22 protein-coding genes are annotated in these 24485 nt (G+C 51.5%); 15 read left to right on the forward strand and 7 right to left on the reverse strand.

The genetic code is table 11. The features are described from left to right. Nucleotides 1-381 precede the first annotated feature (381 nt). The 10 genes from fixA to L2731_RS19520 all read left to right on the forward strand — a co-directional run bounded on the left by fixA (nucleotide 382) and on the right by L2731_RS19520 (nucleotide 10435). The gene (gene fixA, locus L2731_RS01755; RefSeq protein ID WP_239851602.1) at nucleotides 382-1155 is read left to right on the forward strand and encodes a putative electron transfer flavoprotein FixA; all 774 of its coding nucleotides are present in this window, start codon (nucleotides 382-384) and stop codon (nucleotides 1153-1155) included. Between the two features lie 14 nt (nucleotides 1156-1169). Further along, nucleotides 1170-2111 (forward strand): FAD-binding protein, encoded by a 942-nt coding sequence (locus L2731_RS01760; RefSeq protein WP_239851604.1) that lies wholly within the window; start codon nucleotides 1170-1172, stop codon nucleotides 2109-2111. Nucleotides 2112-2180: 69 nt separating this feature from the next. Next, nucleotides 2181-3473: an FAD-dependent oxidoreductase FixC gene (gene fixC, locus L2731_RS01765; protein ID WP_239851606.1), complete on the forward strand. Its 1293-nt coding sequence runs from the start codon at nucleotides 2181-2183 to the stop codon at nucleotides 3471-3473. Continuing rightward, nucleotides 3470-3757 (forward strand): ferredoxin family protein, encoded by a 288-nt coding sequence (locus L2731_RS01770; protein ID WP_041509237.1) that lies wholly within the window; start codon nucleotides 3470-3472, stop codon nucleotides 3755-3757. Before fixC ends, L2731_RS01770 begins: the two co-directional genes overlap by 4 nt. 441 nt (nucleotides 3758-4198) lie before the next feature. After that, nucleotides 4199-5455 (forward strand): MFS transporter, encoded by a 1257-nt coding sequence (locus L2731_RS01775; RefSeq protein WP_239851607.1) that lies wholly within the window; start codon nucleotides 4199-4201, stop codon nucleotides 5453-5455. A gap of 249 nt (nucleotides 5456-5704) precedes the next feature. Continuing rightward, nucleotides 5705-6832 carry a hypothetical protein gene (locus tag L2731_RS01780; RefSeq protein ID WP_249251580.1) on the forward strand — a complete coding sequence of 376 codons (1128 nt, stop codon included), beginning with the start codon at nucleotides 5705-5707 and terminating at the stop codon, nucleotides 6830-6832. A 164-nt stretch (nucleotides 6833-6996) separates the two neighbouring features. After that, nucleotides 6997-8631: a methyl-accepting chemotaxis protein gene (locus L2731_RS01785; RefSeq protein WP_239851611.1), complete on the forward strand. Its 1635-nt coding sequence runs from the start codon at nucleotides 6997-6999 to the stop codon at nucleotides 8629-8631. A gap of 148 nt (nucleotides 8632-8779) precedes the next feature. After that, nucleotides 8780-9031, forward strand: a complete 252-nt coding sequence (locus L2731_RS01790) for a hypothetical protein (RefSeq protein ID WP_239851613.1) — start codon at nucleotides 8780-8782, stop codon at nucleotides 9029-9031. Nucleotides 9032-9196: 165 nt separating this feature from the next. Continuing rightward, nucleotides 9197-10030: a type 2 periplasmic-binding domain-containing protein gene (locus L2731_RS01795; RefSeq protein ID WP_239851615.1), complete on the forward strand. Its 834-nt coding sequence runs from the start codon at nucleotides 9197-9199 to the stop codon at nucleotides 10028-10030. Between the two features lie 273 nt (nucleotides 10031-10303). After that, nucleotides 10304-10435: a hypothetical protein gene (locus L2731_RS19520; RefSeq protein ID WP_258406098.1), complete on the forward strand. Its 132-nt coding sequence runs from the start codon at nucleotides 10304-10306 to the stop codon at nucleotides 10433-10435. A gap of 68 nt (nucleotides 10436-10503) precedes the next feature. Here L2731_RS19520 and L2731_RS01800 read toward each other — a convergent pair whose 3' ends face one another. Continuing rightward, complete coding sequence (locus L2731_RS01800; RefSeq protein WP_041509233.1) at nucleotides 10504-11091, reverse strand: lipid-binding SYLF domain-containing protein; 588 nt, start codon at nucleotides 11089-11091, stop codon at nucleotides 10504-10506. 433 nt (nucleotides 11092-11524) lie between these two features. On the opposite strand from L2731_RS01800, the gene L2731_RS01805 reads away from it, so the two are divergent. Next, entirely contained in the window at nucleotides 11525-12331 is an 807-nt protein-coding gene (locus L2731_RS01805) for a molybdate ABC transporter substrate-binding protein (protein ID WP_239851617.1), read from the forward strand. A 64-nt stretch (nucleotides 12332-12395) separates the two neighbouring features. On the opposite strand, the gene L2731_RS01810 is transcribed toward L2731_RS01805, so the two are convergent. Next, entirely contained in the window at nucleotides 12396-13736 is a 1341-nt protein-coding gene (locus tag L2731_RS01810; RefSeq protein ID WP_249251582.1) for a M20 metallopeptidase family protein, read from the reverse strand. A 224-nt stretch (nucleotides 13737-13960) separates the two neighbouring features. Here L2731_RS01810 and L2731_RS01815 point away from each other — a divergent pair, with 224 nt between their 5' ends. Beyond that, the gene (locus L2731_RS01815) at nucleotides 13961-14800 is read left to right on the forward strand and encodes a sulfotransferase domain-containing protein (protein ID WP_239851621.1); all 840 of its coding nucleotides are present in this window, start codon (nucleotides 13961-13963) and stop codon (nucleotides 14798-14800) included. Between the two features lie 110 nt (nucleotides 14801-14910). Here L2731_RS01815 and L2731_RS01820 read toward each other — a convergent pair whose 3' ends face one another. From L2731_RS01820 to L2731_RS01835, 4 genes are all read right to left on the reverse strand, one after another. After that, a complete protein-coding gene (locus L2731_RS01820) occupies nucleotides 14911-17349 on the reverse strand; it encodes a TonB-dependent receptor (RefSeq protein ID WP_249251583.1) in 2439 nt (812 codons plus the stop codon). Nucleotides 17350-17592: 243 nt separating this feature from the next. Then, complete coding sequence (locus tag L2731_RS01825) at nucleotides 17593-18123, reverse strand: outer membrane beta-barrel protein (RefSeq protein WP_239851625.1); 531 nt, start codon at nucleotides 18121-18123, stop codon at nucleotides 17593-17595. A gap of 219 nt (nucleotides 18124-18342) precedes the next feature. Continuing rightward, a complete protein-coding gene (locus L2731_RS01830; RefSeq protein ID WP_249251584.1) occupies nucleotides 18343-19083 on the reverse strand; it encodes a cytochrome b/b6 domain-containing protein in 741 nt (246 codons plus the stop codon). Nucleotides 19084-19242: 159 nt separating this feature from the next. After that, on the reverse strand, nucleotides 19243-20160 hold the full coding sequence (locus tag L2731_RS01835; protein ID WP_249251585.1) for a choice-of-anchor H family protein: 918 nt from the start codon (nucleotides 20158-20160) through the stop codon (nucleotides 19243-19245). A 262-nt stretch (nucleotides 20161-20422) separates the two neighbouring features. Between L2731_RS01835 and L2731_RS01840 the strand changes: the two genes are divergently transcribed. The 3 genes from L2731_RS01840 to L2731_RS01850 are packed head-to-tail and all read left to right on the forward strand — an operon-like array spanning nucleotide 20423 to nucleotide 22937. After that, nucleotides 20423-20740 (forward strand): PepSY domain-containing protein, encoded by a 318-nt coding sequence (locus L2731_RS01840; RefSeq protein ID WP_249251586.1) that lies wholly within the window; start codon nucleotides 20423-20425, stop codon nucleotides 20738-20740. Between the two features lie 26 nt (nucleotides 20741-20766). Next, nucleotides 20767-21447: a response regulator transcription factor gene (locus tag L2731_RS01845; protein ID WP_249251587.1), complete on the forward strand. Its 681-nt coding sequence runs from the start codon at nucleotides 20767-20769 to the stop codon at nucleotides 21445-21447. 17 nt (nucleotides 21448-21464) lie between these two features. Next, nucleotides 21465-22937 (forward strand): ATP-binding protein, encoded by a 1473-nt coding sequence (locus tag L2731_RS01850; RefSeq protein WP_249251589.1) that lies wholly within the window; start codon nucleotides 21465-21467, stop codon nucleotides 22935-22937. A gap of 42 nt (nucleotides 22938-22979) precedes the next feature. On the opposite strand, the gene L2731_RS01855 is transcribed toward L2731_RS01850, so the two are convergent. Continuing rightward, a complete protein-coding gene (locus L2731_RS01855; protein ID WP_249251590.1) occupies nucleotides 22980-24293 on the reverse strand; it encodes a GGDEF domain-containing protein in 1314 nt (437 codons plus the stop codon). Nucleotides 24294-24485: the final 192 nt, after the last annotated feature.

Consider the following 24485-nt stretch of genomic DNA (forward strand, 5'->3'; position numbering starts at 1 on the left):
CTAAACAGGCTATAAGGATATCTTAACCACCTTATTAGCCAAACTTATAACCAGTTTAAAGAAACTAAATAAACACACCGATATTAGCCAGACTAATATATCCGTTAGAAACTCTACCTACAGAAAAAACACATTCAAACCATAAATGTGAAGTGTGTAACATCGAATTAAATATTTCTGATCTTATAATTTCCACACAGTCAATCAACAGAATGGCAAATACAATTTATTTATCGTCTATCTGTAACGACTCAAGGTTTAACTTATTAATATCAAGAGTCGAAAACCCTGACATAAACTAGGCCAGGTTAGTCGACAACATATTAATGTCATCTCGTTATTGATGAGACAGTAAATAAACACTGATAATTTGGAGATATAATGAAAATTATTACCTGCTATAAACTGGTCCCCGAAGAACAAGACATATCGATCAATGGCGACGGCTCAGTAGAGACCAGCAAGGCTGCCCCTAAGATCAACCCATTCGATCTCAATGCCGTTGAAGCTGGCGTACAGATAAAGTCTATGGTCGAAGGCAGTCAGCTGACCGCGTTAAGCGTTGGTGGCAAGGCACTGGACAATCCAAAGGCACGCAAAGATATCCTCTCTCGCGGCCCGGATGATCTGACCTTAGTGATCGATGAACAGTTTGAAGCCATGCTCCCCCATCAAACCGCACGTGTGCTTGCTAGCGCAGCGCGCAAATGCGAGTTCGACCTGATCCTTTGTGGTGATGGCTCGGGCGATCTGTTCGCCCAGCAGGTTGGCATGCAATTAGGTGAGCTACTAAATGTCAGCACCATCAATGCCGTCAGCAAGATTGTCTCGGTAACCGAAAACACCCTGACCGTCGAGCGCGCATTGGACGATGAAGTCGAAGTGCTGGAAATCATGCTGCCTGCAGTAGTCTCGGTATCTGCCGACATCAACGAACCTCAGATCCCATCGATGAAGACGATTCTGGCTGCGGCCAAGAAACCCGTTTCCACGCTGGACACAGAAGCGCTTGAATTGGCAGCCCTACCTAAACTGGTCGACGCCATCAGTGTTGTCGCACCTAAACAGGCCGAGCGTGCACAAGTCATCGTCGAAGGTGACGATGAGGCACAAATCGCGGCCTTTGCCGACCATCTACGTAAAGCACTTAACTAATCGAGGGGAATACGATGAGCAAACTGTCAAATGTATGGGTATTTAGTGATATTGCTGCACGTCTACCCGAAACGATCGCCGGTGGTCGCGCCCTGGGCGAAAAAGTATCGGCCTTTATCATCGGCAGCGAAGCCGATATCGCGACCGCCTATTCCTATGGTGCCAGCCATGTCTACTACCTAGGCAACAAGGCCGACACCCAGATGATCGAAGACTTTGCGACAACCATGAGCCAGGCCATCAAGGATGGCGAGAAACCTGCACTGATGCTGCTACCGGCAACCAAGCGTTGCAAGGCGCTGGCGGCAAAACTCAGTGTCCAGCTCGAAGCAGGCCTGATCAACGATGCAACCGAGGTGACACTCGACGATGGCGTCGTTGCCAAACACATGGTGTACGGCGGCCTAGCCATCGGCACCGAGCGAATTGCCTCTACTGTGGCCTTAGTCACCCTTGCCAGCGGCGCCTTTGAGCCACAAGCGGCCGATACCTCATTAACAGGTGAAGGCGTTTCCTTGCCCTTCGTCGCCCCTAAGCAGGCGATCACCTGCATCGAGCGCCGCGTCAAGCAAGGTAACAGCGTCGACCTAGGTAAGGCCAAACGTGTTATCGCCGTCGGTAGCGGTATCGGCAGCCTGGACAACCTGGCGCTCGCCGGCGAGCTTGCCGCCACCTTCCAGGCCGAACTCGGCTGCTCTCGCCCTATCGCCGAGACCGAGAAGTGGATGGAGCGCGAGCGTTATGTGGGCGTGTCGGGTGTGATGCTCAAACCCGATGTCTATCTTGCCCTGGGGATCTCGGGACAGATCCAGCACATGGTGGGCGCCCTAGGCTCTCAAACCATCCTCGCGGTCAACAAGGATAAGAATGCGCCGATCTTCCAATATGTGGATTACGGCCTGGTGGGCGACATCAACAAGGTACTGCCTGCACTTATCCAGGCGATGAAAGCCTAGGCTGAACAAGGCAAGTAGCCGGGCCGCTGGCTTGGCTACTTTCCCCCAACAGAAGAAGAGTGACTAGATATGTCAGAAGAAGCATTTGACGCGATCGTCGTTGGTGCCGGACTCGCAGGCTGTGTTGCCGCCTATGTCCTGGCCAAAGAAGGCGCCGATGTATTGGTGATCGAGCGTGGTAATTACGCCGGCAGCAAAAACATGACGGGCGGCCGCCTCTACGCCCATAGCCTGGAAAAGATCATCCCAGGCTTTGCCAAGGAGGCCCCCATAGAACGCAAGGTCACCAAGGAAAAGGTCACCTTCCTGACCGATGATACCGGCGTCACCCTGGACTATCACAATGGCCGCGATCAGAGCCCGGTGCAGGAGTCTTACACCCTGCTACGCGGTGAGTTTGACCAATGGCTACAGGGCAAGGCCGAAGAGGTGGGCGCACAATTTATCACCGGCATTCGTGTCGATGAGATCCTCACCCAGGATGGCAAGGTCATCGGCGTCAAAGCCGATGGCGACGAGCTCACGGCAAAGGCAGTGATCTTGGCCGAAGGGGTCAACCCAGTGCTGGGCGAACAGTTAGGCATGGTGAAACCTAAGGTGAGCGCCGATGCCATGGCGGTTGGCGTGAAGGAGTTGATCGAACTGCCTGAAGCCGTGATCAAAGACAGATTTAACCTGCAGGATGACGAAGGTGCCGCCTGGCTGTTTGCCGGCTCTCCCTCTAACGGCCTGATGGGCGGCGGCTTTATCTATACCAACCGCACCAGCATCTCATTGGGTATTGTCTGTGGCCTGCATGGCATAGGCGAATCGGATAAGAGCGTACCTCAGATGCTGGAAGACTTTAAGAATCACTCGCTCATCAAGCCGCTCATCGAAGGCGGCAAGCTGCTGGAGTACTCAGGCCACGTGGTGCCCGAGGCAGGCCTGAACATGGTGCCTAAGCTGGTCGATGATGGCGTGCTTATCACGGGTGATGCCGCCGGATTCTGTCTCAACGTAGGCTATACGGTGCGCGGCATGGATCTCGCCATCGCCTCTGGAGAGGCTGCGGCCAAGGCAGTACTCGCGGCACGCGCCCAGCAAGACTTCTCGGCCCAGGGCCTGAGCAGCTACCAGAGCCTGCTGGAAGAGAGTTTCCTGATGAAGGACATGAAGCTGTACAAGCAGCTCCCCGCCTTCATGGAGACGCCACGCATCTTCAATCAGTATCCAAAGATGGTGGCCGACATCATGCACGAGATGTTCATCATAGACGGAACCCCTGCCCAGCCGCTGCGCAAGACCCTGCTCAAGCACTGTAAAGAGGTGGGGTTCATGAACCTAATCAAAGATGGTTATAAAGGAGTCACATCAATATGACCGAAGCAGTCAATGTCGACGTGAAATTGGGTGTCAATAAGTTCTATGTCGATGAGGGACACCCGCACATCATTTTAAAAGACAATCCCAATATCCAGGAGTATCGCAAGCTGGTAAACGCCTGCCCCGCGGGTCTCTACAAACTGGAGCAAGACGGTAGTGTACGTTTCGACTCCGCCGGTTGTCTGGAGTGCGGCACCTGCAAGTTTCTCTGCGGCGAGACCATTCTAGAGAAGTGGGAGTACCCGAGAGGAACGTTCGGCATCGAATACCGTTACGGATAACACGATATTAAATGGATTTATATATTTAGAGTCTTTAATCGTTATTATCGCGCCAATAATACCGTCATGAATGTCGACTATTCAGGCAGCTGAATATTAAACCCGGCATTATCAATAAAATTTATTTTATTGTGCGCGATAAAAAATAACCAAAGCCCTACACCGATCACGAAGTTATAAATTAACAATTAACAGACTTTAAAACTGAACAGAAAACTTGGTTACATCACCGTTTACAAAATGTAAACCAGATAAAATAACAGCGCAGGCAACAGATTATAAAAAAGATCATATGTACAAATTTAAACCTATGTACATTTTAACGCCTGACACAACCCAATTGGTTGTGATTTAAATTAACAAGTTAAGTCGGTGGTTAGAAGCATGAAATCAAAGAAGAGTTTCGATGATTTGGAGTTTACTCCGCTTCATAAAAAAATAATGTTATGGGGAAGTGGTGGTCCATTCCTCGATGGTTATGTCTTAGTCATCATTGGGTTAGCCTTACAACAGCTAACCCCCGCCCTAGCACTGGACGCCCAGTGGATCGGTCTCGTCGGCGCCGCAACCTTAGTCGGCCTGTTTATCGGCACTGCGCTATTTGGCTATGTCGCCGATCTGTTCGGACGCAAACTGATGTTCATGATAGACATCATCGCCATCGCCGTCCTCTCCTTCGCAACCATGTTCGTCTCCTCTCCCATAGAACTGGTGATACTACGCTTCCTCATCGGCATCGTCATCGGCGCCGATTACCCCATCGCCACCTCTATGGTTGCCGAATTCTCGCCAACCAAACAGCGCGCCTTCACCATGGGCTTCATCGCCGCCATGTGGTATGTGGGCGCGACGGCCGCCAACATGGTGGGTTACCTGCTGTACGATGTGCAAGACGGCTGGCGCTGGATGTTTGGCAGTGCCGTCATCCCCTGTTTAGTCATCCTACTCGGACGATTCCATCTGCCGGAATCCCCAAGATGGCTGCTGAAGAAGGGACGCACCGAGGAGTGCAAACAGGTGATGAACCAGTTTTTCGGCAAAGATATCAGCCTGAATTTTGAAACGGCGGAGCAAACCAAATACAGCAAATTATTTGAGCCGGTTTATCTGAAACGCATCCTATTTGTCGGCATCATCTGGACCTGCCAAGTGATCCCTATGTTCGCCATATATACCTTTGGCCCCGAGATCATCGAACTGCTGGGCTTCACCGACGGCAAAGATGCGGCCCTGGGTAATATTGTCATCAGTATCTTCTTCATGGCGGGCTGCATTCCGGCCATGTACTGGCTCAATTCCATCGGCCGTCGCCCCCTACTCATCGGCAGTTTTGCCATCATGACAGCGGCACTGGCATTGCTTGGCGTGGTCAACAACCCCAGCATCTGGCTGATTGTGGCGGCGTTTGCCATCTATGCCTTCTTCTCTGGCGGCCCGGGGATCCTGCAGTGGCTCTACCCTAACGAGCTGTTTCCGACAGAGATTCGCGCCTCGGCGGTGGGAGCCGTGATGTCCTTCAGCCGCATAGGCACCATTGTTTCCACCTACTGCCTGCCACTCTTTATGGCGAGCTATGGCATATCGGCCACCCTGCTGGTTGGCGCGGCGATCTCGCTCCTGGGTCTGCTGGTATCTGTCTTTATGGCGCCCGAAACCAAGGGACTGGCACTAGAAACAACCAGTGCAGCCGACTTTTAATAGGTATTTCATGACGAAACCATATCCATATTAAAAACAAGGATAAATAGATTAATAAATAGCTAACCAGAACATTAATCAATCAAGAAATAACACTATCTATAAATCATTACCACTCTTGCTGAGTTCAGGTAAGGAGGCTTTACACACTTTGAAAACAACAGGATATATATAAATTCTTATATCAATAAAGAAAAAGTAATAAGTAAACACACTGCAACACAGATAAATAATTAATTTGGAAATATGATGATGAATAAAAAAACATTTTGCCTTTCTATTTTAGCCAGTGCCATGGCACTGAGTAGTTTCAATACTTTTGCTGCCGAAGAGGATGGCATTAATATTCACGGCGCCGTGCGTGTTAACTATGCCTATAAAGACTATAGCGAGAGTTCTAAGGATAAAGGCGGCGACTTTTCATTCGACATGGCCTCGCTAAGATTCGACGGCAAGCTAGGAAACTGGGGATTAAAATCAGACTATCGTTTCACCTCTGGCACCAACTACATCAAGTATGGCTACGCCTTCTATGATCTCAACCCAGAGTGGCAACTTCAGATGGGTATCAACCAGGTGCCTTTCGGTAACAGAGATTATATTTCAAATAGTTACTGGTTCGGCCTGCCCTACTACCTGGGCTTCGAAGATGACTATGACATCGGCGTAAAAGCCACCTTCGAGCGCAATGGCTGGCATACCGACATGGCCTTCTACAAAGGCGCCGAGTACGGTCCAACCGAAAACAAGCGTTATGCGGCCGATCTCTACACAGGCACCATTAACGGTACCGAATACAACAACGAAGAGACCAATCAGATCAACCTGCGCCAGACCTATACCTTCGAACATCAGGGCGGCACCACCACGCTGGGTGCATCCTTAGAGGCCGGTCAAATCTACAACGCCAAGACCGGCAATAACGGCGATCGCTACGCCGTCGCCGCCCACCTCAACACAGTATTCGATGGCTGGAACATTCAACTGCAGGCGATGCAATATGAGTTTGATGCAGCCGATGCCGTCGATGACAACAAGATTGCCGTATCTGTGGTGAGCTGGCAGTACGAGGTGGCTTCAAAGGGGCAGATCTATAACCTGAACATAGCTAAGACCATCCCTACCGATTGGGGCAGCATCAAGTTCTACAACGATTTCGGCCTGATGACACCTGACGTTGAAGACGAGACCTACGACAACAGTATGCAGAACGTCTTAGGTGCCGCACTATCGGCCGGCCCAACTTACACCCATATCGACTTCATCATGGGTAAAAACATGACCTTCTCTACCGCCAACAACGACCATGTCGGCCTACCCGAAATGGGTGACGATTGGGACAAGCGTATCAACATCAGTATGGCCTACTATTTCTAACCGCCAGTGTGGTCAATCGGCTATCGGACGCCACCCTCATTCGATAGTCGATGACCACCTTTTAGGGTCAGCTCCGAGTTCGTTTAACGCTGTACGACTACCTTTTGGCCCAGCCTTCGCCCCGTCGAAGGCTTTTTTTAATTTATCAATGAGGTTATCAGCGCATGTTCAAGCTTAAAAACCTAGCCGTTAATCACAAGATAGCGCTCGCCTTTAGCTGTATCGCCGTTGCCATAGTGGCTCTCAGCATGATGCTAATTTCGGGACTCAATCAAACACGTGACAATATTCTCACCCTGACGGATGAGGTGCTGCCCAACGTCTTGCTGGTCGAGAAAATTAAGTTTGTCACTATCTTCATTCGCCGAGATCAATTCAGTTTTCTTCCCAGTATTGGCGACCCCGAAATGACGAGCTGGATGCAAACGACAGACGATATGATCCAAGATGTCACTAGGATGATCGACTCCTACGAGAAAGCCATTAAAACCGACGCCGAGCGTCAGGCGTTTATACTGGCAAGAACACATTGGCGCGATTACCTCGCCGCCCAGAGTGGCTTTAACGAGATAGTGTTGAAACAAGATTTAGCCGGGGCAAACACTTACCTGCTCAGTTCATACAAGCAGTTCAACAAGATGCAAGAAGCCCTAAACCAGCTCACCGCTATCAATGTGACCCGTACCGAAGCCGACAGAGTCAGCACCCTAGAAGGTGTGAGTCGCACCAGCATTAAAACCTATATAGGTATCGCCGCCGTATTTGTACTTATGGCATTGATGACACTTCTACTGGGCAGGCAGATTCGCGCACCGCTGCATGCCGTGATGCAGATGGCTCAGGCAATTGCCAGTGGTGATCTGACCTATAACATAGATCGCAAGCAGATAGGCACAGATGAATTCGGTCAACTAGCCGATACCTGTATCAGCATGCAAAACAATTTAACGGCCTTGGTAACTCAGATCAGTGCCGCGGTAGAGCAGCTAAGCACCTCTATCGAAGAGGTCAGCGCCATCTCTACCCAGTCTTCTCAAGGCATGGCCGCGCAGCAAAGTGAAATCACCATGGTCGCCACGGCAATGCAGCAGATGCAGGCCACGGTCAATGAAGTCGCCATGAATACAGAGGAAGCCTCTACATCGGCCAACGCCGCCAATGACTTTGCCGACCGAGGCAACCAAGAGGTCAAACATAATATCCAGGCCATCGAACGGGTCTCCACTGTGATCGACGAGGCCGGAGAAATGGTGGCGCAACTGGAGAAGGACTCTGCCAGTATTTCCATGGTCGTAGACGTGATTGGCAGTATCGCCGAACAAACAAACCTGCTGGCGCTCAATGCCGCCATCGAGGCCGCTCGGGCCGGCGAGCAAGGCAGAGGCTTCGCGGTAGTTGCCGACGAGGTGAGAACCCTGGCCGGCAGGACTCAAGATTCTACTCGTCAGATAGTGGAGATTATCGAGAAACTGCAACAAAGAGCCGTCGAGGCCGGCAGCGCCACCAAACAAAGTTGTGAGATGATTCGTCGCTGTGTGTCACAGAGCCTGGCAGCCGGCGATAAGATAAGCGAAATCGAAGTCGCCGTTGCACAGATTGCAGCGATGAACATTCAGATCGCCAGCGCGTGTAGCGAACAAAACTCGGTGACCGAAAACCTCAGCCAAAACATAGAGCGAATAAATGTCTCCTCGGCAGAGGCTGCTCAGGGTGCCAGCCAGACGGCCCAGGCCTGTATTGAGTTGAGCCAACTCTCCCTGGAACTAAAAACCATGGTCGATCACTTTCAAACGACCTAGGGTTCCCTCCCGCTGCGATGATAGCTATCTGGCCCTGTGGTATTTACCCCAGGGCCTTTCTGTTTCGCTTAACGGATAAGATTGCAATACAATAACAATTCACTCTCTAGTAGCTTCAACATTAACCACTAAAAATAACAGAATAGCCATGGCCCGCCCCAACAAGAAAGCCCCCAGCCGCAGCGTCGAAATTTACTGCGCCCAATGCAAGACGCGCCTGTTCAAATATCGAAAAGGAGGAAAAGGCGCCCTGGTCAAATGCTTCAAGGAGCGCATCGTTGAGGACGACACTCATACGCCCTGTCACTGTCCATACTGTGAGCAATGCTTTGCCCGTGACACCTTGATAAGAGGCGTACCCGCTTTTAAGATTATCGGCGGCAAAGTCATAATGAAATAGCTAACCGTTTGCGAAGTAAGGTAAAAATATTTAGTCTTGGTTTAAAACCATTCGCAGTGGCTAAAGGAATCGTAAACTTAAATGGATGGCCCCATGGTATTCGCCAAGCGCTCACAAAACGTCTCGATTGCCAGCCCTGGGTTAACATCATGGCTGAAACTTGCTATGAGCCAGACCAGGTTCATGCTCGCCGCCCTGGCCTTGATACTGTTTAGCGTTAATAGCAACGCCTGCGAACTCATCATGGGCTATCGCACCAGTGAGCGCCTGCCCTACATACATGCCGAGCCGGATAATCAGGGGCTCTATCTTGCGCTTTATCAGCTAGCCAGCGAGCGAATTGGTTGCTCACTCAAGGTGTACAGGGCACCCAAGAAGCGAATACTCAGGGCGCTGCGGCTAGGCAAGGTGGATTTCTACCCTGGCTTTGGCTTTACCCAAAAGCGTAATCATTATGCTTACTTCATTGCCAATGGTCTGTTCGAGAGATACACGGGGATCAGCCACTCGGGAATAGAGGAAATAAGCTCACTCAATGATCTTGTCACCACCCCCTACGTGCTGCTCATTTCTCCCGGCGGCTATGATCTCGATGGCATTCCCAAGGGGGTCATTACACGCCGCCCCCCCGAGATGGATGCCGCTCAGGCCTTTGAGCTGTTGAGCACGGGTAAGGGGGACTTTTTCAGCTATGACGAGACAACAATAAGGTATGAGTTGGCACACCATCCTCATCCAGAGCTCAAGCTTCACCCCAAATGCTGTGAACCGATGCGCGACATGTACCTGGGATTTTCACGGGCCAGTCGCTATTTTAAGACCTCACCCAATCCCGATTACGATCCCGGCCAAGCCGACTCCATCGCCAACAGAAGACGGCTCTTGATGCCCGGCAGTAAGGCTCATGCCCTGGCCGACGAACTGGAGAGAATGCGTGCCAGCGGTGAGACAGAAAGGATAAGAGAGAGCTTTTTCGCACCGAGTCAGGTCAGCCACTGACATGACTTCTGCCTCACACAGTCAATGACTTGAATAGCTTGAGTGACTGAATGATGGCTTGAACAACGGCTTGAGCAAAAGCTTAGGCAGTGCCTGCGACTTTATTGTGTCACAATCTGCGATTATGCTATGACTGGCTATAGGCTAAGGCCAAATCCAAGCTTGGCCTGTTGCATCGATCGCTCACTAGACTAAACTGCGTCGGTGAAGGCTAATGGATAAGCGAAATGGAAAGCATAAATTGGCATAGGAAATTGGCATAAGGAAACAAGGATGAACTCACTACTCAAGGCATGGGACGCCACCCCCGAATTACTAAAACCACTCGTTGCTCTGGCATTATTGGGACTCTTGTGTCTCACCGCATTTTTCTTCGGCCGGATGATCGGCCTGCTGCTCTACTAAGCGCTAACGAATCGTCAGGCTAGCATCAATCGCCAGACGCGCTGGCGATTGTCTCGGCAAGGCAGAGATCACTCCCGGTTTTGCATGAAATCTTCGCTGAAGTCGGTTGGCCAATACTTATAGCCTTGCACCGTCGCCTGAGCCGCCGCCCCCATCAGATTGACCTGGTAAGTCTTCACCCCGTCGAGATCCACAGATTGATTGGCCGACATCTGCTCATCATTTTCCTTGTATTTGGCACTGGCCTCGGCCTGAGCCTGGCCCTCATAACCCGAGTCCTTAAACCTTTGTAGCGCATCAGGTTTCATGAACGCCTGCACGAAGGCCATCTGCTTCCAACCTATTCCCGCTCCCACACCACCGGTTGCAAAACGATAGTAGCTGTTGCTGCCCCCTTCACTGAGTACACAAATTCCACCACCCGTAGACAAGGCAAACAGATAACTGTTACTGCCAGTGCAGACCACATGGGCGATCGAATTGGCCACGGCCGATTTAGCAGCGGGATGCTGCGCATAGATACTGGCCAGAGCCTCCTGGGTCTCCTGGCGCGCGTTGGCCTTCTTCGCCTCAGGCGTGTTACCCGTCGCACAACCCGCAACAAGTGTTACCCCGATAAATGCCATAAGTGTTTTTTTTGTCGAAAATGTAAACATACCAACTCTCTCTTAACGCTAGCACAAAATGCGCAAAATAATATTAAACAACTGAATATAAAGCAAAAATTTAATAGACCGCGTAATATAGTCACCCCCTTAGACAAAGCAACAACGAGGAGTCATTTATGGGATCTCTGTACGAATTTTATTCACACCCTAGATGCGTGCCCCACACTCGTCCCCTTCACTCGTGTCCCACATGAGAAAGCGATAGCCGCGCAGGGATCTCAAGCCCCAAGATGTGGCTAGCGCAAAAGAGGTAACAGACGCCAAAGAGGTAACAAGCGTTAAGGCGCGACATTTTGTCTCGCCACAGCCTTAGTTCAGCGATCCCTGTAGCAAGTTAAATGCCCTGCCAAACTCCCCTATTGCTCAGAGAGTAAAACTCGGGTTTGATAGGCCCAACTATGACGAACAGGGATTTTTAATCATGAAATATCAGTGGTTTCTCGGCACGCTTTTCATCGCTGGAATAAGCACTCAGGTAGTCGCCCACGAGGCGCCCATAGAGTTTCGCGCCGCCGGCAGCCTCAAGGCGGCCATGACAGAGGTGATAGGTGCCTATCAGGCCAAGAGCCATAGCGAGGTTGCGCCTCAGTTTGCCCCTTCGGGACTACTCAGGTCGCGTATCGAATCGGGGGAAAAGGTGGATCTGTTCGCCTCGGCTAACATGAAACACCCTACGACCCTGAGTAAGGCATCTCGCAGTGGCGATGTGGTGATGTTTGCCCGCAACAAGCTCTGCGCACTGGCACAGCCGGAAGTGGCGCTCACCAGCGACACCCTGCTCACCCAGATGCTAAACAGCAAGATACGCCTTGGTACCTCTACGCCAAAGGCCGACCCTGCCGGCGACTATGCCTTTAAGGTCTTCGAGCGCGCCGAACACCTATCGCCAGGCGCCCAGCAGCAGCTCGAGACCAAGGCGCTGCAGCTCACGGGAGGCCCTGACAGCGCCAAGCCGCCAAAAGGCCGCAACCCCTATGGCTGGGTGATGGAGAACAAGCAAGCGGATATCTTCCTCACCTACTGCACCAACGCCGTGTTGGCGCAGAAGGAAGTTAAGCCCCTGAAGATAGTCCAGCTACCGGATAACCTGAGTGTCGGCGCAAACTACGGCCTGACCGTAATTCAGGATGCACAGCCACACGCCGCCGAACTGGCGCTGTTCATCTTGTCGCCTCAAGGACAGAAAATTCTGGCTAGCTACGGCTTCGATACACCGACACTGCCTTAGCTAAATGCCAAGGGGCTGATGACCACCAGCCCCTTGATTATGCGTCACAGCAATAGCAATTGAATCACTCGTGATTGAAAAGATCGAGCGCCGCCCGGCTCATCGCCTGAACACCCGTCTCTATGGTAGCAGGATAATCCGGTGCAAACTTGCTGGAGTGCAGCGAGGGTAGACTCGCGCCCGATGCCTGACTGGCGTCATAGTCGGCCACAGGCACGGCGCCCAACCAGAACAGGGTAATAGGTCTTTTAGCCGGCGTTAGCCCATACAGACCAAAATCTTCGCCCGCCATCACAGGCGATGCCTCCCAAACATTGTCCTCCCCCAGCTGCTTGGCGATACTCGCCCTGACCCTAGCGGTTTGCGCGGGGTCGTTGTAGGTCGACGGAATACTCTCCTCCTGATGCACATACACCTCTGGCCATTCGGCCTCGGTCAAGCCCGCGCTGATGGCGATCCCCTGAGTGAGGCGCTTAATGGCGGCGATCTGCTGCTCTCGCACCTTAGGGTCATAGGAGCGTAGCGTGAGTTGTAGCTTCACCTCATTGCCTATGATGTTATGTTTCGAGCCACCGTGAATGGAGCCTACGGTGATCACATTGGGTGCCAGTGGCGAGACTTCCCGGCTGACAATGGTCTGCAGGGCCAGTACGATGCGCGCCGTGAGCACCACAGGATCGACCGTGGTATGAGGATAGGCACCATGGCCGCCGCGTCCCTTAACCCTGATATCCACGGAGTCCACGTTCGCCAGGGCATAACCCGGCGCTATCGCCACCTTACCGGCAGGCACAGAGGCGCTGACATGTAGGCCAAGGATATGATCTGGGGTCGGGAACTGGCTAAACAGCCCCTGCTTCAGCATGGCCTTGGCGCCACCGCCCACCTCCTCGGCTGGCTGAGCCACCAACATCAAGGTGCCCTGCCATTGATCTTTTTGCTTGATCAACTGCTGCGCCGTGCCAACCAGATTGGTCATATGCACATCGTGGCCGCAGGCGTGCATCACCCCCACCGAATTGCCTTGGGCGTCTATGGTGGTGACCTTGGAGGCGTAGTCTTTGCCCGTCTCCTCGACTATCGGCAGGGCATCGGTATCGGCGCGGATCATCACAGTCGGCCCCTCGCCGTTACGGTAGATCCCCACCACACCATGGCCGCCAAAGTCCTGAGTCACCTCTATACCCAGGGCTTCGAACTCGGCCGCCATCCTCTCGCCGCTGCGCTTCTCATGATAGGAGAGCTCCGGGTGTTGATGCAGATCCAGATAGAGGCTGGAGAACGCTGGCATGGCTTGCTTAACCGACTGCGACAGCCCCTCACTCTGGGCCCAGAGGCTCTGGCTAGTGCTAAGGGCTACCAGGGCGCCCAGCAAACAGGATTGATGAATGAATTGGCGTAACATGCTTGACTCCATTGCCTAAATTTTTTCCACAAGATCTCCAGCATAGCGACTCTTAGCGACGAAACCAATCCAGCTCTTCTTACCGCCCCCCATACACCAACTATGAGGCGAAAGAGAGTTTTGGCCCTCCCTTGCCATTTGCCCGGCGAATCGGTAGTTTCATATGCTTGTACCCGGACACGTATACGTCCAGCTAGTCACAAGAACAAAGAAAGGACTTTTTGATGGGGAATATTCTTTGGGTCGCCTCCTATCCCAAATCGGGCAACACCTGGGTTCGCGCCTTCCTTGAAAACTATATCCAAAACACCGAGCAAGGGATCGACATCAACACCATGCACAAGATCTCGACCGCGGAGTCGGCGGCGCACCGCTTTCAAGCGCACCTGCAAGATGGTCGCCAGACGACGGACCTTAGCCTAGAGGAGATCTGTGCCCTCAGGCCCACGGTGCAGGCCGATATCGCCATGCAGGCCCAGGGCACCACCTTTGTGAAGACCCATAACTACCTGGGCACCTATAAAGAATATCCACTGCATAACTCTTCGGTCACCTCGGGATCCATCTACATAGTGCGCAATCCCTTGGACGTCACCGTCTCTATGGCCAACTATTTCGGTTATAGCATAGATGAGACTATCGCCTACATGGCCGAGGAGATGACAGGCACCCCTAACGAACCCGAAAATGTGCCTCAGGTGATCACCTCCTGGTCTATGCATGTCTCCAGCTGGACGCAAGATCCTGAGGATGCCAAGCTTGTCCTGCGCTACGAAGATATCTTAGATAACCCCAAGAAGGTGTTTCGCAAGATAGAATCTTTCCTCGGCCTGAAGAAAGACCCCAATCGCCTCAAGAACGCCATCAAGCACTCCTCCTTCGCCCAGCTTAAGGCCCAGGAAAGCAAACGCGGCTTTGTGGAGAAGCATGAAAATGCCAAGTATTTCTTCCGCCAGGGCAGCAAGAACCAGTGGCGCCAGGTACTGAGCGACGAGCAGGTAGCGAAGATCATCGAGCACCACGGCGAGCAGATGGCGAGATTTAAATACCTGCCGGGCAAATAACACCTGCCCTTACCCAATAAAAAACGCAGCCAAGGCTGCGTTTTTTATTGCGCGTCGACATAGACGCAAGATAATAGAAGAAAGCTATAGACGAGAGCTATAGACAAGAGCTATAGGCGGTAACTTAGACTTAACTTGGCATTGCGCTCGGCGCCCGGCATGCCACCGAGGAACATGGCTTTTTCATAGTATTGCTCATCCAGCAGGTTGTTGACGTTCAGCTGTACCTGCCAATTGTCGGCCTGATAACTCACCGCCGCATCCATCACTGTATAGCTAGGCACGTAGCCATCTGGGATACCAAATGATGAGGAATGTGTGCTGCGATCATCGACATATTTTGCCCCCAGGCTGATATTGAGCGCATTGGGCAAATTAAACCAGTCGGCACCATAGGTGACCCAGGTACTTGCCGTCACATAGGGAACCCCTTTCTGGCGACTATCGAAACTACTGCTATTGGGATCTTGTTTGTCCCTGGCATCCTGGTAGACACCATTGAGGTTAATCGACCAGCGGTCGCTGAGATGCGCATTCAGATCGAGCTCAACACCCTTGGTCTCTTCACTGCCATCATAGAAGTATTGCGGCACATCTGGGCCTGAGACCCCGGCTTCGTAATCCTTGTTATTGTATTGCAGATTGGTACGCGAACTCTCAAACAGGACGATTGAAGCCAGCATCTGATCATCAAATGCCTTAAATCGCACGCCAAGGTCATTGCTGATAGACTCAGAGTCTTCGCGATCCGTGCCATCCCCTTGCAGGCTACCCAATATGCTATAAGCGGTGCGTCCTTTGGAGTGATTAATGAAGAACGACAGGTTTTCGCTCGGCATATAGGTGACGCCCAAGTTGTAGGTCACCCCATCGTCTGAGGTATCGGCTTCAGGCGTCGGTTCTGCACGGCTGGCACTGTAACGCGCATCGACACCATAATGTTCATAGCGTTGGGAAATATCATTGAATGCGATGCCCACACGCGTCGTAATACCGAAATCAAAGTAACCCACGTGTTGCAGCCCCAAGCCCCATGCTTGCACCTTCTTGTCATAGTTACTGGTCATCAGCGGATCGTAATCTTCAAACGCCCCCTGGGCCCAATTGGGTGAGCGGATGTCAAAAATGTAAGGTAACTGTCCCTGGTAGATCACCTCACCCGCTTTATTCTTAATCACCTTATCCGCATCATAGATGGAATATTGTTTGAAGCGGATGTTTCTATCTTCAAAATTTGCGTTAACTAACAGCTCATTATCAATACCGGCAAAGGAAAAGTCATAACGCAGATCGGCAAAGTACTGCCAGGATGTCTCATCGGCCTCAACCTGGCGATATTCCTGACGACGGGCGGCAAAGGGATAAAGCACATCATCGACAACTAATGGCGCGCGAGGATCGGCATTGATAGTTCCACGGCGGTTCCAGTACACATAGTTATACGCCCCGGTCTGGCGGGCAAAACCTGACTGATAGTCGCGATACTGCAACTGCTGATTAAGGAACAGATTATCGGCGAAGAAGATGTTGTGAGTCAGCTTAAACCTTAGCTCCTCGCCCTCGTTGTCTTTCGCCATGGGGGAGATGATCCCCGCCTCACCGAAGGCGTAGGGCGTCAGTCCATCGCCAGTAGCGAGGGAGTCGGCCAGCTGTTGGCGTTGGGCTTCAGTGAGCTGTAATCCGGCGTCAGATGGGTCGTTGACCAGATCTTGCCAGCTCACCTCTCCTGCGGGTTTTCCGCCTACCGACGCCGCATTGTAGATGCGAATGGGGTGCCCGATAGAATCCACCGCTATCGCATCTTTGATATAGGCCGCACTGAACATGATATCCTGATCATCGCTGAGCAGATATTTCAATGAGGCGTAAGCCTCGTCCCTGTCGGTGCCTATGTCGCGATAGCCATCGCTTCTGGCATGCTTGGCCACTAAACGATAGGCCAGCTTGTCTGTCATAGCCGCAGTGCTGTCTATGCCCCAGGAATAGCTATCCCACTGACCGACTTCTGCACTGAATTGGTGGCTGGCATTAAACTGCGGCTTCTTCTCGATAAGATTTATCACGCCGCCCGCACTGCCCATGCCATACAGCCCGGTTGCAGGGCCCTTTAATACCTCGACCGACTCGACATTTGTCAGTGAGCGCGTCGGGTTGAAGGTATTCCCCAGTCCGGCGCCACCATACATGCCATCATAAGTGTAGTTCGCCCCCAAACCACGGATCACGATATTATCGCCGATACCATAGTTGTTACCCGCCTGGGTCACACCACTGATGTTGCGCAGCAGTGCTTGTAGCTCTGTCGCCCCTTGTGTGGTGATTAACTCTTCATCCACAACCACCACAGCCGCAGGTGTTTCCATGAGTGACATATCGGATTTAGTCGCCAGACCTGAGTTCATCACGACTCGGTTCTGCCGGCCATATACGGTAATGCGTTCGACGTCCGGCGAAGCTTGTTGCTCGATACTGGTATTGTCTTGTTGTGCCGATACCGACAAGGACACGGCACACCCTAGCGCGACTGCTGATAAGCGCATCTGTTTCATCTGTTAATAATCCCCATTAGAACTGCATGCAGATGATAACGATTATCAATACCGTTTCAATATGATAAAGTCAGGCGGATACAATTACGCAATCTTTGTAATTGTTTATAAAGGATTTAATTGGATTTTTTTACATTGTAAATGCAATTTAAGTACAGGCTTTTCGATGGCATAGCTAAATTTAGGGGATAAAAAAGCAGCCCAGAGGCTGCATCTTAATCATCGGCACTAAAGCACTGACAGCTAAAACTGATAATGCACGCCTAAATAGACATTGCCCCAGTCGCTATCGAGCTGATCCGTTAGGCCAGTGGCATCGAGATCTGTGTATAGCATCTCATAGGCAACGCGCACATTGACCCCATTTTGAAACGCCATGTTAAAGCCCGCGCCCCACAGCCAACCGTTGCCGTCGTAGTCCTGATCGGCCTCGACCTTAGTGGCCGCGATACCGGCCTTGATAAACATAGAGTAGGTATCATTGAAATAGTGGTGAAACTTGGCCGCGAAAGACAACTGATTGGCCTTCACATCACCCACATCGACAAAGTTGTCGGTACGAACATAGGTGCTCTCGACGGCGAAATTCTTACTGAAATAGTAACCGCCGTAGAGACCATAGCTGATGGCAGACTCGTCAAACTCTCCCGCCTCAAGCTGAGAATGACCCGCCATGGCTCCCAGGTAATACCCCTCAATATCGGCAACTGCCATCGCCGATCCCGATACGATGAGACTCGCCAAGGACAGTGCCAGCAAAGATACGCGCTTCATGCTTCCCCTAGTAACGAAACAGTAAAAATGTAGCTAGCATACTAGACTAAAAATCACATTAAATTAAGTCTTTAATTACAATTTTGTTAAAAATTCGATCAAGGTATAAGAGCTAGTGAGACAAGGGATTCCCGGCCATAAAAAATGCAGCCTAGGCTGCATTTTCTCTCACCCTGCCCGTCATCTTTCGGGCAGGTTTATAGGCTTGATGGGTAGCAATTACTGCTTCTCATCCTCGGCGGGGCCAGTAAGGGGCTTGTTACCCGAAATCATCGCCGATACCAGTCCAGGCTGATGCTTGATCTCGGCCACTATCACCCCGGCCACATGCAGCACTATCATCAGGATCAGTAGATAGACGCTATACACATGCACCTCGCCAGCCAGCGACTTATAGGGCTTCAATACCGCCACCTTCTGCGCATCGACGCCCGTGTCATCATAGGGTTTGATGCTGGCACCCTCGACGCCAGGCTGGGCGATATACTCGCTAACGGCGCCGCCAAATGGCGGGTAGTAGATATCGGTTCCGGCGCGCACCAGGCCAGTCAACATGATGGTCACCAACAATAGCATCATGGCAAAGATAGCCAGGCGCCCCATAGGATTATGGTGCAGATACTGGGGCGACTCGCCCTTGGCCAGCTTGGCCTTGTAGCCAGAAAATCCCTTGAGATCAGGGAGCAACTGACTCAGGCGGGCGCTATGACTGCCGATGACGCCCCAGATCAGTCTGATAGTCAGATTAATGGCAAACAGGTAACCGACCCAGACATGCAGTTTCTTCAGGCCTATCTTGGCTTCCAGACCGCTGATGCCGATATCGCCCTTAAACAGCATTAGCATGCCTATGAAGATCAGCACCATGACTAAGCCAAGGTTTATCCAGTGAAATAACCGCGTGGGTTTATCCCACACCTTGTAAACCTTCACCTCTTGATTGAATGCCTCGTGTGACATCGTCTCCCCCATTTCAGACGTTTATCCATTGGCTAATAATATACGCCTGTTGGGGGCAAAATTTTGTGAAATATGCTTCATGGCAAGGCAACTTAACCTTAATTTCTTTATGGTTAATTGATCTCGCCACGAAGGAAGATCTCGATAACTTTGTTAACCCTACTGGCGGCGTCTGATAAGGCTCAACCAGCCCAACCCCAGTAGCCCAAACAGCCAGCCCACAGAGAGGCTCCCGCCACTCACCTCCACCTCGGTGATAACTTCATCGACCACATACTCGTCGCGATCGGCACTCTCCAGCGGCAGACCATAGAGGTCATCCACATCATCACTGCTGATGGTAGCGACGATATCGCTGTAGCCCACCTCATAGAGGTCGATCAACACATCATAATGGTCCGTCGGATAGCCTGTGTGCAAGGTGGTCAGCACCTCGAAATCATCATCGGTGGCATCGTCGACTATGGTGAACACATCTGTGGTGTGGTACAGCTCCCAGGGCCCGCCATTACGGCTCAGGTAGAGATCGGCGTAGACGTCGGCATGCTCGCCCACATAATAGCTGTGGACATCGGCGTCGAAGGTTACGCTGAAGGTGCGATAGAAGCCATCATAGTCGAAGTCTTCAAACAGGCGGCTACTGGCCTCATAGATAACGAACTCATGATAGATACCCGCCTCGAGGCGCTGAGCGGAGGACTTGAGCACCTTAGTCCCAGCATCGGATGAGCCTTGCGTCAGCGCCTGACGCTCGGCAATCACCTGATCACGTGTCTTACGCGGAGCTGGTGCCACCTCTTGCAGTTTGAGCAATTCGGCGCTTGCCTGCTGCGAGTCTGTCATGCGCTGCCCGGCGCGGCTAAAACCTTGGGCCAGGGTCTGCTGATCCTGTACTACGCTGGTCGATGCCGAGCCGACTAAACCATTAAGCTCAGCGGTATTGTCGGCCGCCATCACCACGCCGCTGCCCAGCATGGCCATTAAGGCAGTGGCCTTGATGGCGGTATACACCTTGCCCAGTGCGGAGGGGGTATGAGTTGCCTGCTGTTGGCTATGTTTCATCGTGAGTCTGTTCATAATCAATCTCCAATAAATGGACTAGGTCCTGCTTAAGGCCATTAGAAGCGATCGAAAATGAACATAAGCTGAACATTAAAAATCAGCTTATTCAACAAGATGGCGTAAAAATAAACATTCAGCTCATGTTCATCTGCACTCCCTAACAATGAAGGAGCACGCTTGCCTAACTTCCCTGGCGAGCATGGAGATTCGCGACATATGTTTCTTATTTTTATAGGATCTTTTACACTGTCCGAAGAATTCAACACAGGTGATTTTGATGAAACCAGCCCTAATATTGATCGCCATAGCATCACTCCTGTTTCCCCTACAAGGAAACAGTGCAGGCCATGGAATATCGGCGGCCAGTAGCAGCATCTTGATGGCGGCTCAGAAGAATACTCATCAAAATCTGCGTGTTAAAAATCGTCAGCAGGCCACCCAGATGGTAAAGGGGCGCTATAACGCCAAGGTCCTGAGCGTGCAATCATCACGGGTCAATGGCAACCCAGGCTACCGCGCCAAGTTGCTCAGTAAGGATGGCGTCGTCTTCTATGTCGCCATAGACGCCGTCACAGGACAGATGAGCAGACAATAAGCCTGCTTGAGAGAAAGGACACGCCGATGCGATTACTACTGGTTGAAGACGATTTAGCGCTGCAGGAAAACCTGAGACAACACCTGCTGGATGCCAACTACACCTTAGATATCGCCAGCGACGGCGAAGAAGGCCTGTTTCAGGGACAGGAATATCCCTACGATGCCGCCATTATCGATGTGGGCCTGCCTAAGCTGGATGGTATCGCCCTGATCGCTAGGCTCAGAGAAGAGGGAATTGACTACCCCATACTGATCCTGACCGCCCGCGATAACTGGCAGGACAAGGTCGAAGGCCTGGATGCCGGCGCCGATGACTACCTGACCAAGCCGTTTCATCCCGAAGAGTTGATCGCCAGGCTCAAGGCGCTTATTCGCCGGGCGGCCGGCAAGTCCAGCCCAGTGATTCAAAACGGCCCCTACTCTCTCAACACCAGCAGCCACGAGATTAAATTTGGCGACCAGGAAATCAGCCTGAGCGGCTCTGAGTACAAGCTGTTCGAGTATTTCATGCTGCATATCGGCGAGGTGAAGTCCAAGAGCATATTGATCGAACACATCTATGATCAGGATTTCGACTTAGACTCCAACGTCATCGAGGTCTTTATCAGACGCCTGCGTAAGAAGCTGGATCCGGACGGCCAGTATGGTCTTATCGAGACATTGCGTGGCCAGGGCTATCGCCTCAAGCCCCTGGATAACGACTAAGGGTTCGAGATCAATTCATGAGCAGCCTACGCGCCCCACAGGGCAAACTCAACTCCCTCAGGGTACGTCTGATCCTCAGCGCCCTGCTGCTGATCTTATTGCTGTTACCCACCATAGGCTTCGCGCTCAACAACGCCTTTAAGCAACAGGTGATGACCAACGTCAGAGAGCAGCTAAGTGCCTACCTCTATTCTGTGCTGGCGGTGGCCGAGATGGAAGAAGGTAAGCTCTATATGCCAGAGGCCCTGCTGGAGAATCAGTTCAATGTGATAGGTTCAGGCCTCTACGCCATCATTGACCGTCAGGTCAATAATCAAAATAATAGTGACCGCCAGGTAAATAACCAAACTGATAGTGACCGTCAAGGTAGTAACCAAACAGATAGCGATCGCCAGGGCGGTGCCGCGAGTGACATTGAGCCTCTCTGGTCATCCAACTCCTTTCTTGGCTTGAATCTTACCAGCCCCCTTCCTCACCCTAAGGTGGGTCGCAGCGAATTTGGTGAGCTGGTACTCGAGCAGCAGCCTCATCTCATCTATAGCTTCAGCGTGCGCTTCGCGCCCGCAGAGGCCCAGAGCCAGAGCGCGCCTATCACAGTCCACATCATCAAAGATCTCGATGGCGTAACACAGCAACTCAGCGCCTTTAGTCAACATCTGTGGAGCTGGCTGTTCGTCCTGATGTTGGTGCTACTGGCGATTCAATTTGCCTGGCTGGCCTGGACACTCAAGCCGTTGGCGCGCTTTAGGCTGGAGCTTGGGCAGGTACAGCGAGGCGAGGCGGAAGAGCTCAGCGGCCACTACCCCAATGAACTGCAAGCGGTGGCCAAACAGCTCAATACCCTGCTCAGTACCGAGCAGCGCCAGCGCAGCCGCTACCGCAATGCCCTGTCTGATCTGGCCCATAGCCTCAAGACCCCACTGGCGGTGATCCAGAGCCAGAAAGATCTCAGCCCCACCTCCCTCGAGCAAGTCGGACAGATCAATCGCACCATAGGCCATCAACTCAAGCGAGCCCAGAGCGCCGCCGGGAACGCCTGGCACCTGGGGACTAAAATCAGCCTGGTCTCCGACAAGCTGCTGCGCACCCTGGTCAAGATCCATCCCGGCATACAACTCGTCTATGGCAAGCCGCCAGAAGAGGAGCATATCTTCTATGGCGATCAGAGCGACCTCACTGAGATGCTGGGCAACCTGTTGGACAACGCCTGTAAGGCGGCCAGTAGCCGGGTAGAACTGAGCATTGAGTCCCAGCAGGGCAAACTCACCATCAGCGTGGAAGATGATGGCGCAGGCATCAGCCCTGAGCAACGTCAAACCATACTCGAGCGTGGTAAACGTGCCGACACCTATGAGAAGGGGCACGGCATAGGTTTGGCCATAGTGCGCGATCTGGTTGACAGCTATCAGGGCACCTTACACATTTCACAAGGCAAGATATTAGGCGGCGCCAGATTCGAACTGATATTTGATCAACAATTTGCGCGCTAAATCGCTAAATCACTAAATCACTAAATCCCTAAGGGCGCCAGGCTAAGACTTCACAACCATCAGGCTATTGTCTTGCAACATTTCAGGCTTGAAATAGACCAGACGCTGACGCCCTTCTCGCTTGGAAGCATACATGGCAATGTCGGCATATCGAATCAAGGTCTCACCATCTTGGCTGTTCTTTGGTGCCAGAGCCGCCCCCAGACTCACATCCAAGGGCAATACTTCCCCTTGATAAGTAAAGCTTCCGCGCATTTTGTCAACGACACTTGCTAAGGTGTTATAAACCTCTTCTACACTGTTGAATTCATCCAACAAGATAATAAATTCATCCCCTCCATAACGATAAATGCGGTCGGTACGCCGCAGACTCTGGGTCAGCCTTGTCACCAAGACCTTGAGTAATTCGTCACCACAATGATGACCATACTCATCGTTTATCTGTTTGAAATTATCAATATCCAAAAAGACCAGCGCCAGATGAGTCTGTGAAGCTTGCGTCTTGTCTATGGCCTCAGCGATATCTTTAAACAGGCAGAATCTATTATTCACCCCGGTTAGCTCGTCAAGGTGTGCCTTTTCATGCAACTCCTGATGCTTTTGAAACACCACTTCGCTCATCTTATAAAATGACGACATCAAGTAACCTATCTCGTCATTGGGCAGGAAATCTGTCAGCCGTTGCCGCTTACCCGATTCCATGCGCTTAGTGGCGTCAATTAATTTGCTCAACGGCGCAAACAAATCTTTTTTTATCAATACAAATATCGCCAAGGCCAAGAAAAAGGTGACTAAGACTTCGACCGCCATAATGGTAGCGATATCGCTTTTAACCGCTTTGAATTCGGCTAAACGTAGTTCGAGTAGGCGCCGCTCTTCAAGATTAAATTCACTGATATAGTGACGAATGTTGGCCATGTATTCCTGACCCACATTGCTACGAACCAACTGCATTGCGGCAGGCCTGTCGTGTTCGAACAGTTCGATTGATTCTTTTAATTCTGCAAGCTTACGTGCAACTTCTTTCTCCAGGCGTCCTAGCAGCTGTTGCTGCTTCGGATTGTCCTGCGTAAGCCTTGTCAGCTGAACTAACAAATCTTCGATATGACTAAGCGATCGATAATAAGGTTGAAGATAATGGTTCTGCTGGGTAAGCAGGTAACCCCGCTGCCCTGTTTCGGCATTGGCTACCGCCAATAAAAGTTTATCTGAGTAAGCCAATAGGGTATGAGTATGGGTAACCCATCTCTGCTTCTGTTCGCTCTTTTGCTCTAAGAAGTAGGCTAAAAAAATATTGGAAAACAGAAACAGGAATAAGAGTGCCAGCAAACCTAACAGCTTTTTCTGAATACTCATCGAGTACTGACTCCCTGTCTTTACCATAGCTCATCCCCTTCAGAGGGATCATGTTTCACCTAAATGCCTCCTCAGTTTAGGTCTGCGTTTTACACTAAAACACGACGCTCTACTCGGCTAATGATCTGATATGGTTAAACTATAGTTTCTTTTGACATGCTTCGCCCTAAAGGCATCTTCATTGTTATTTCT

It is taken from the genome of Shewanella aquimarina, from assembly GCF_023349185.1.
Classification (GTDB): domain Bacteria; phylum Pseudomonadota; class Gammaproteobacteria; order Enterobacterales; family Shewanellaceae; genus Shewanella; species Shewanella aquimarina.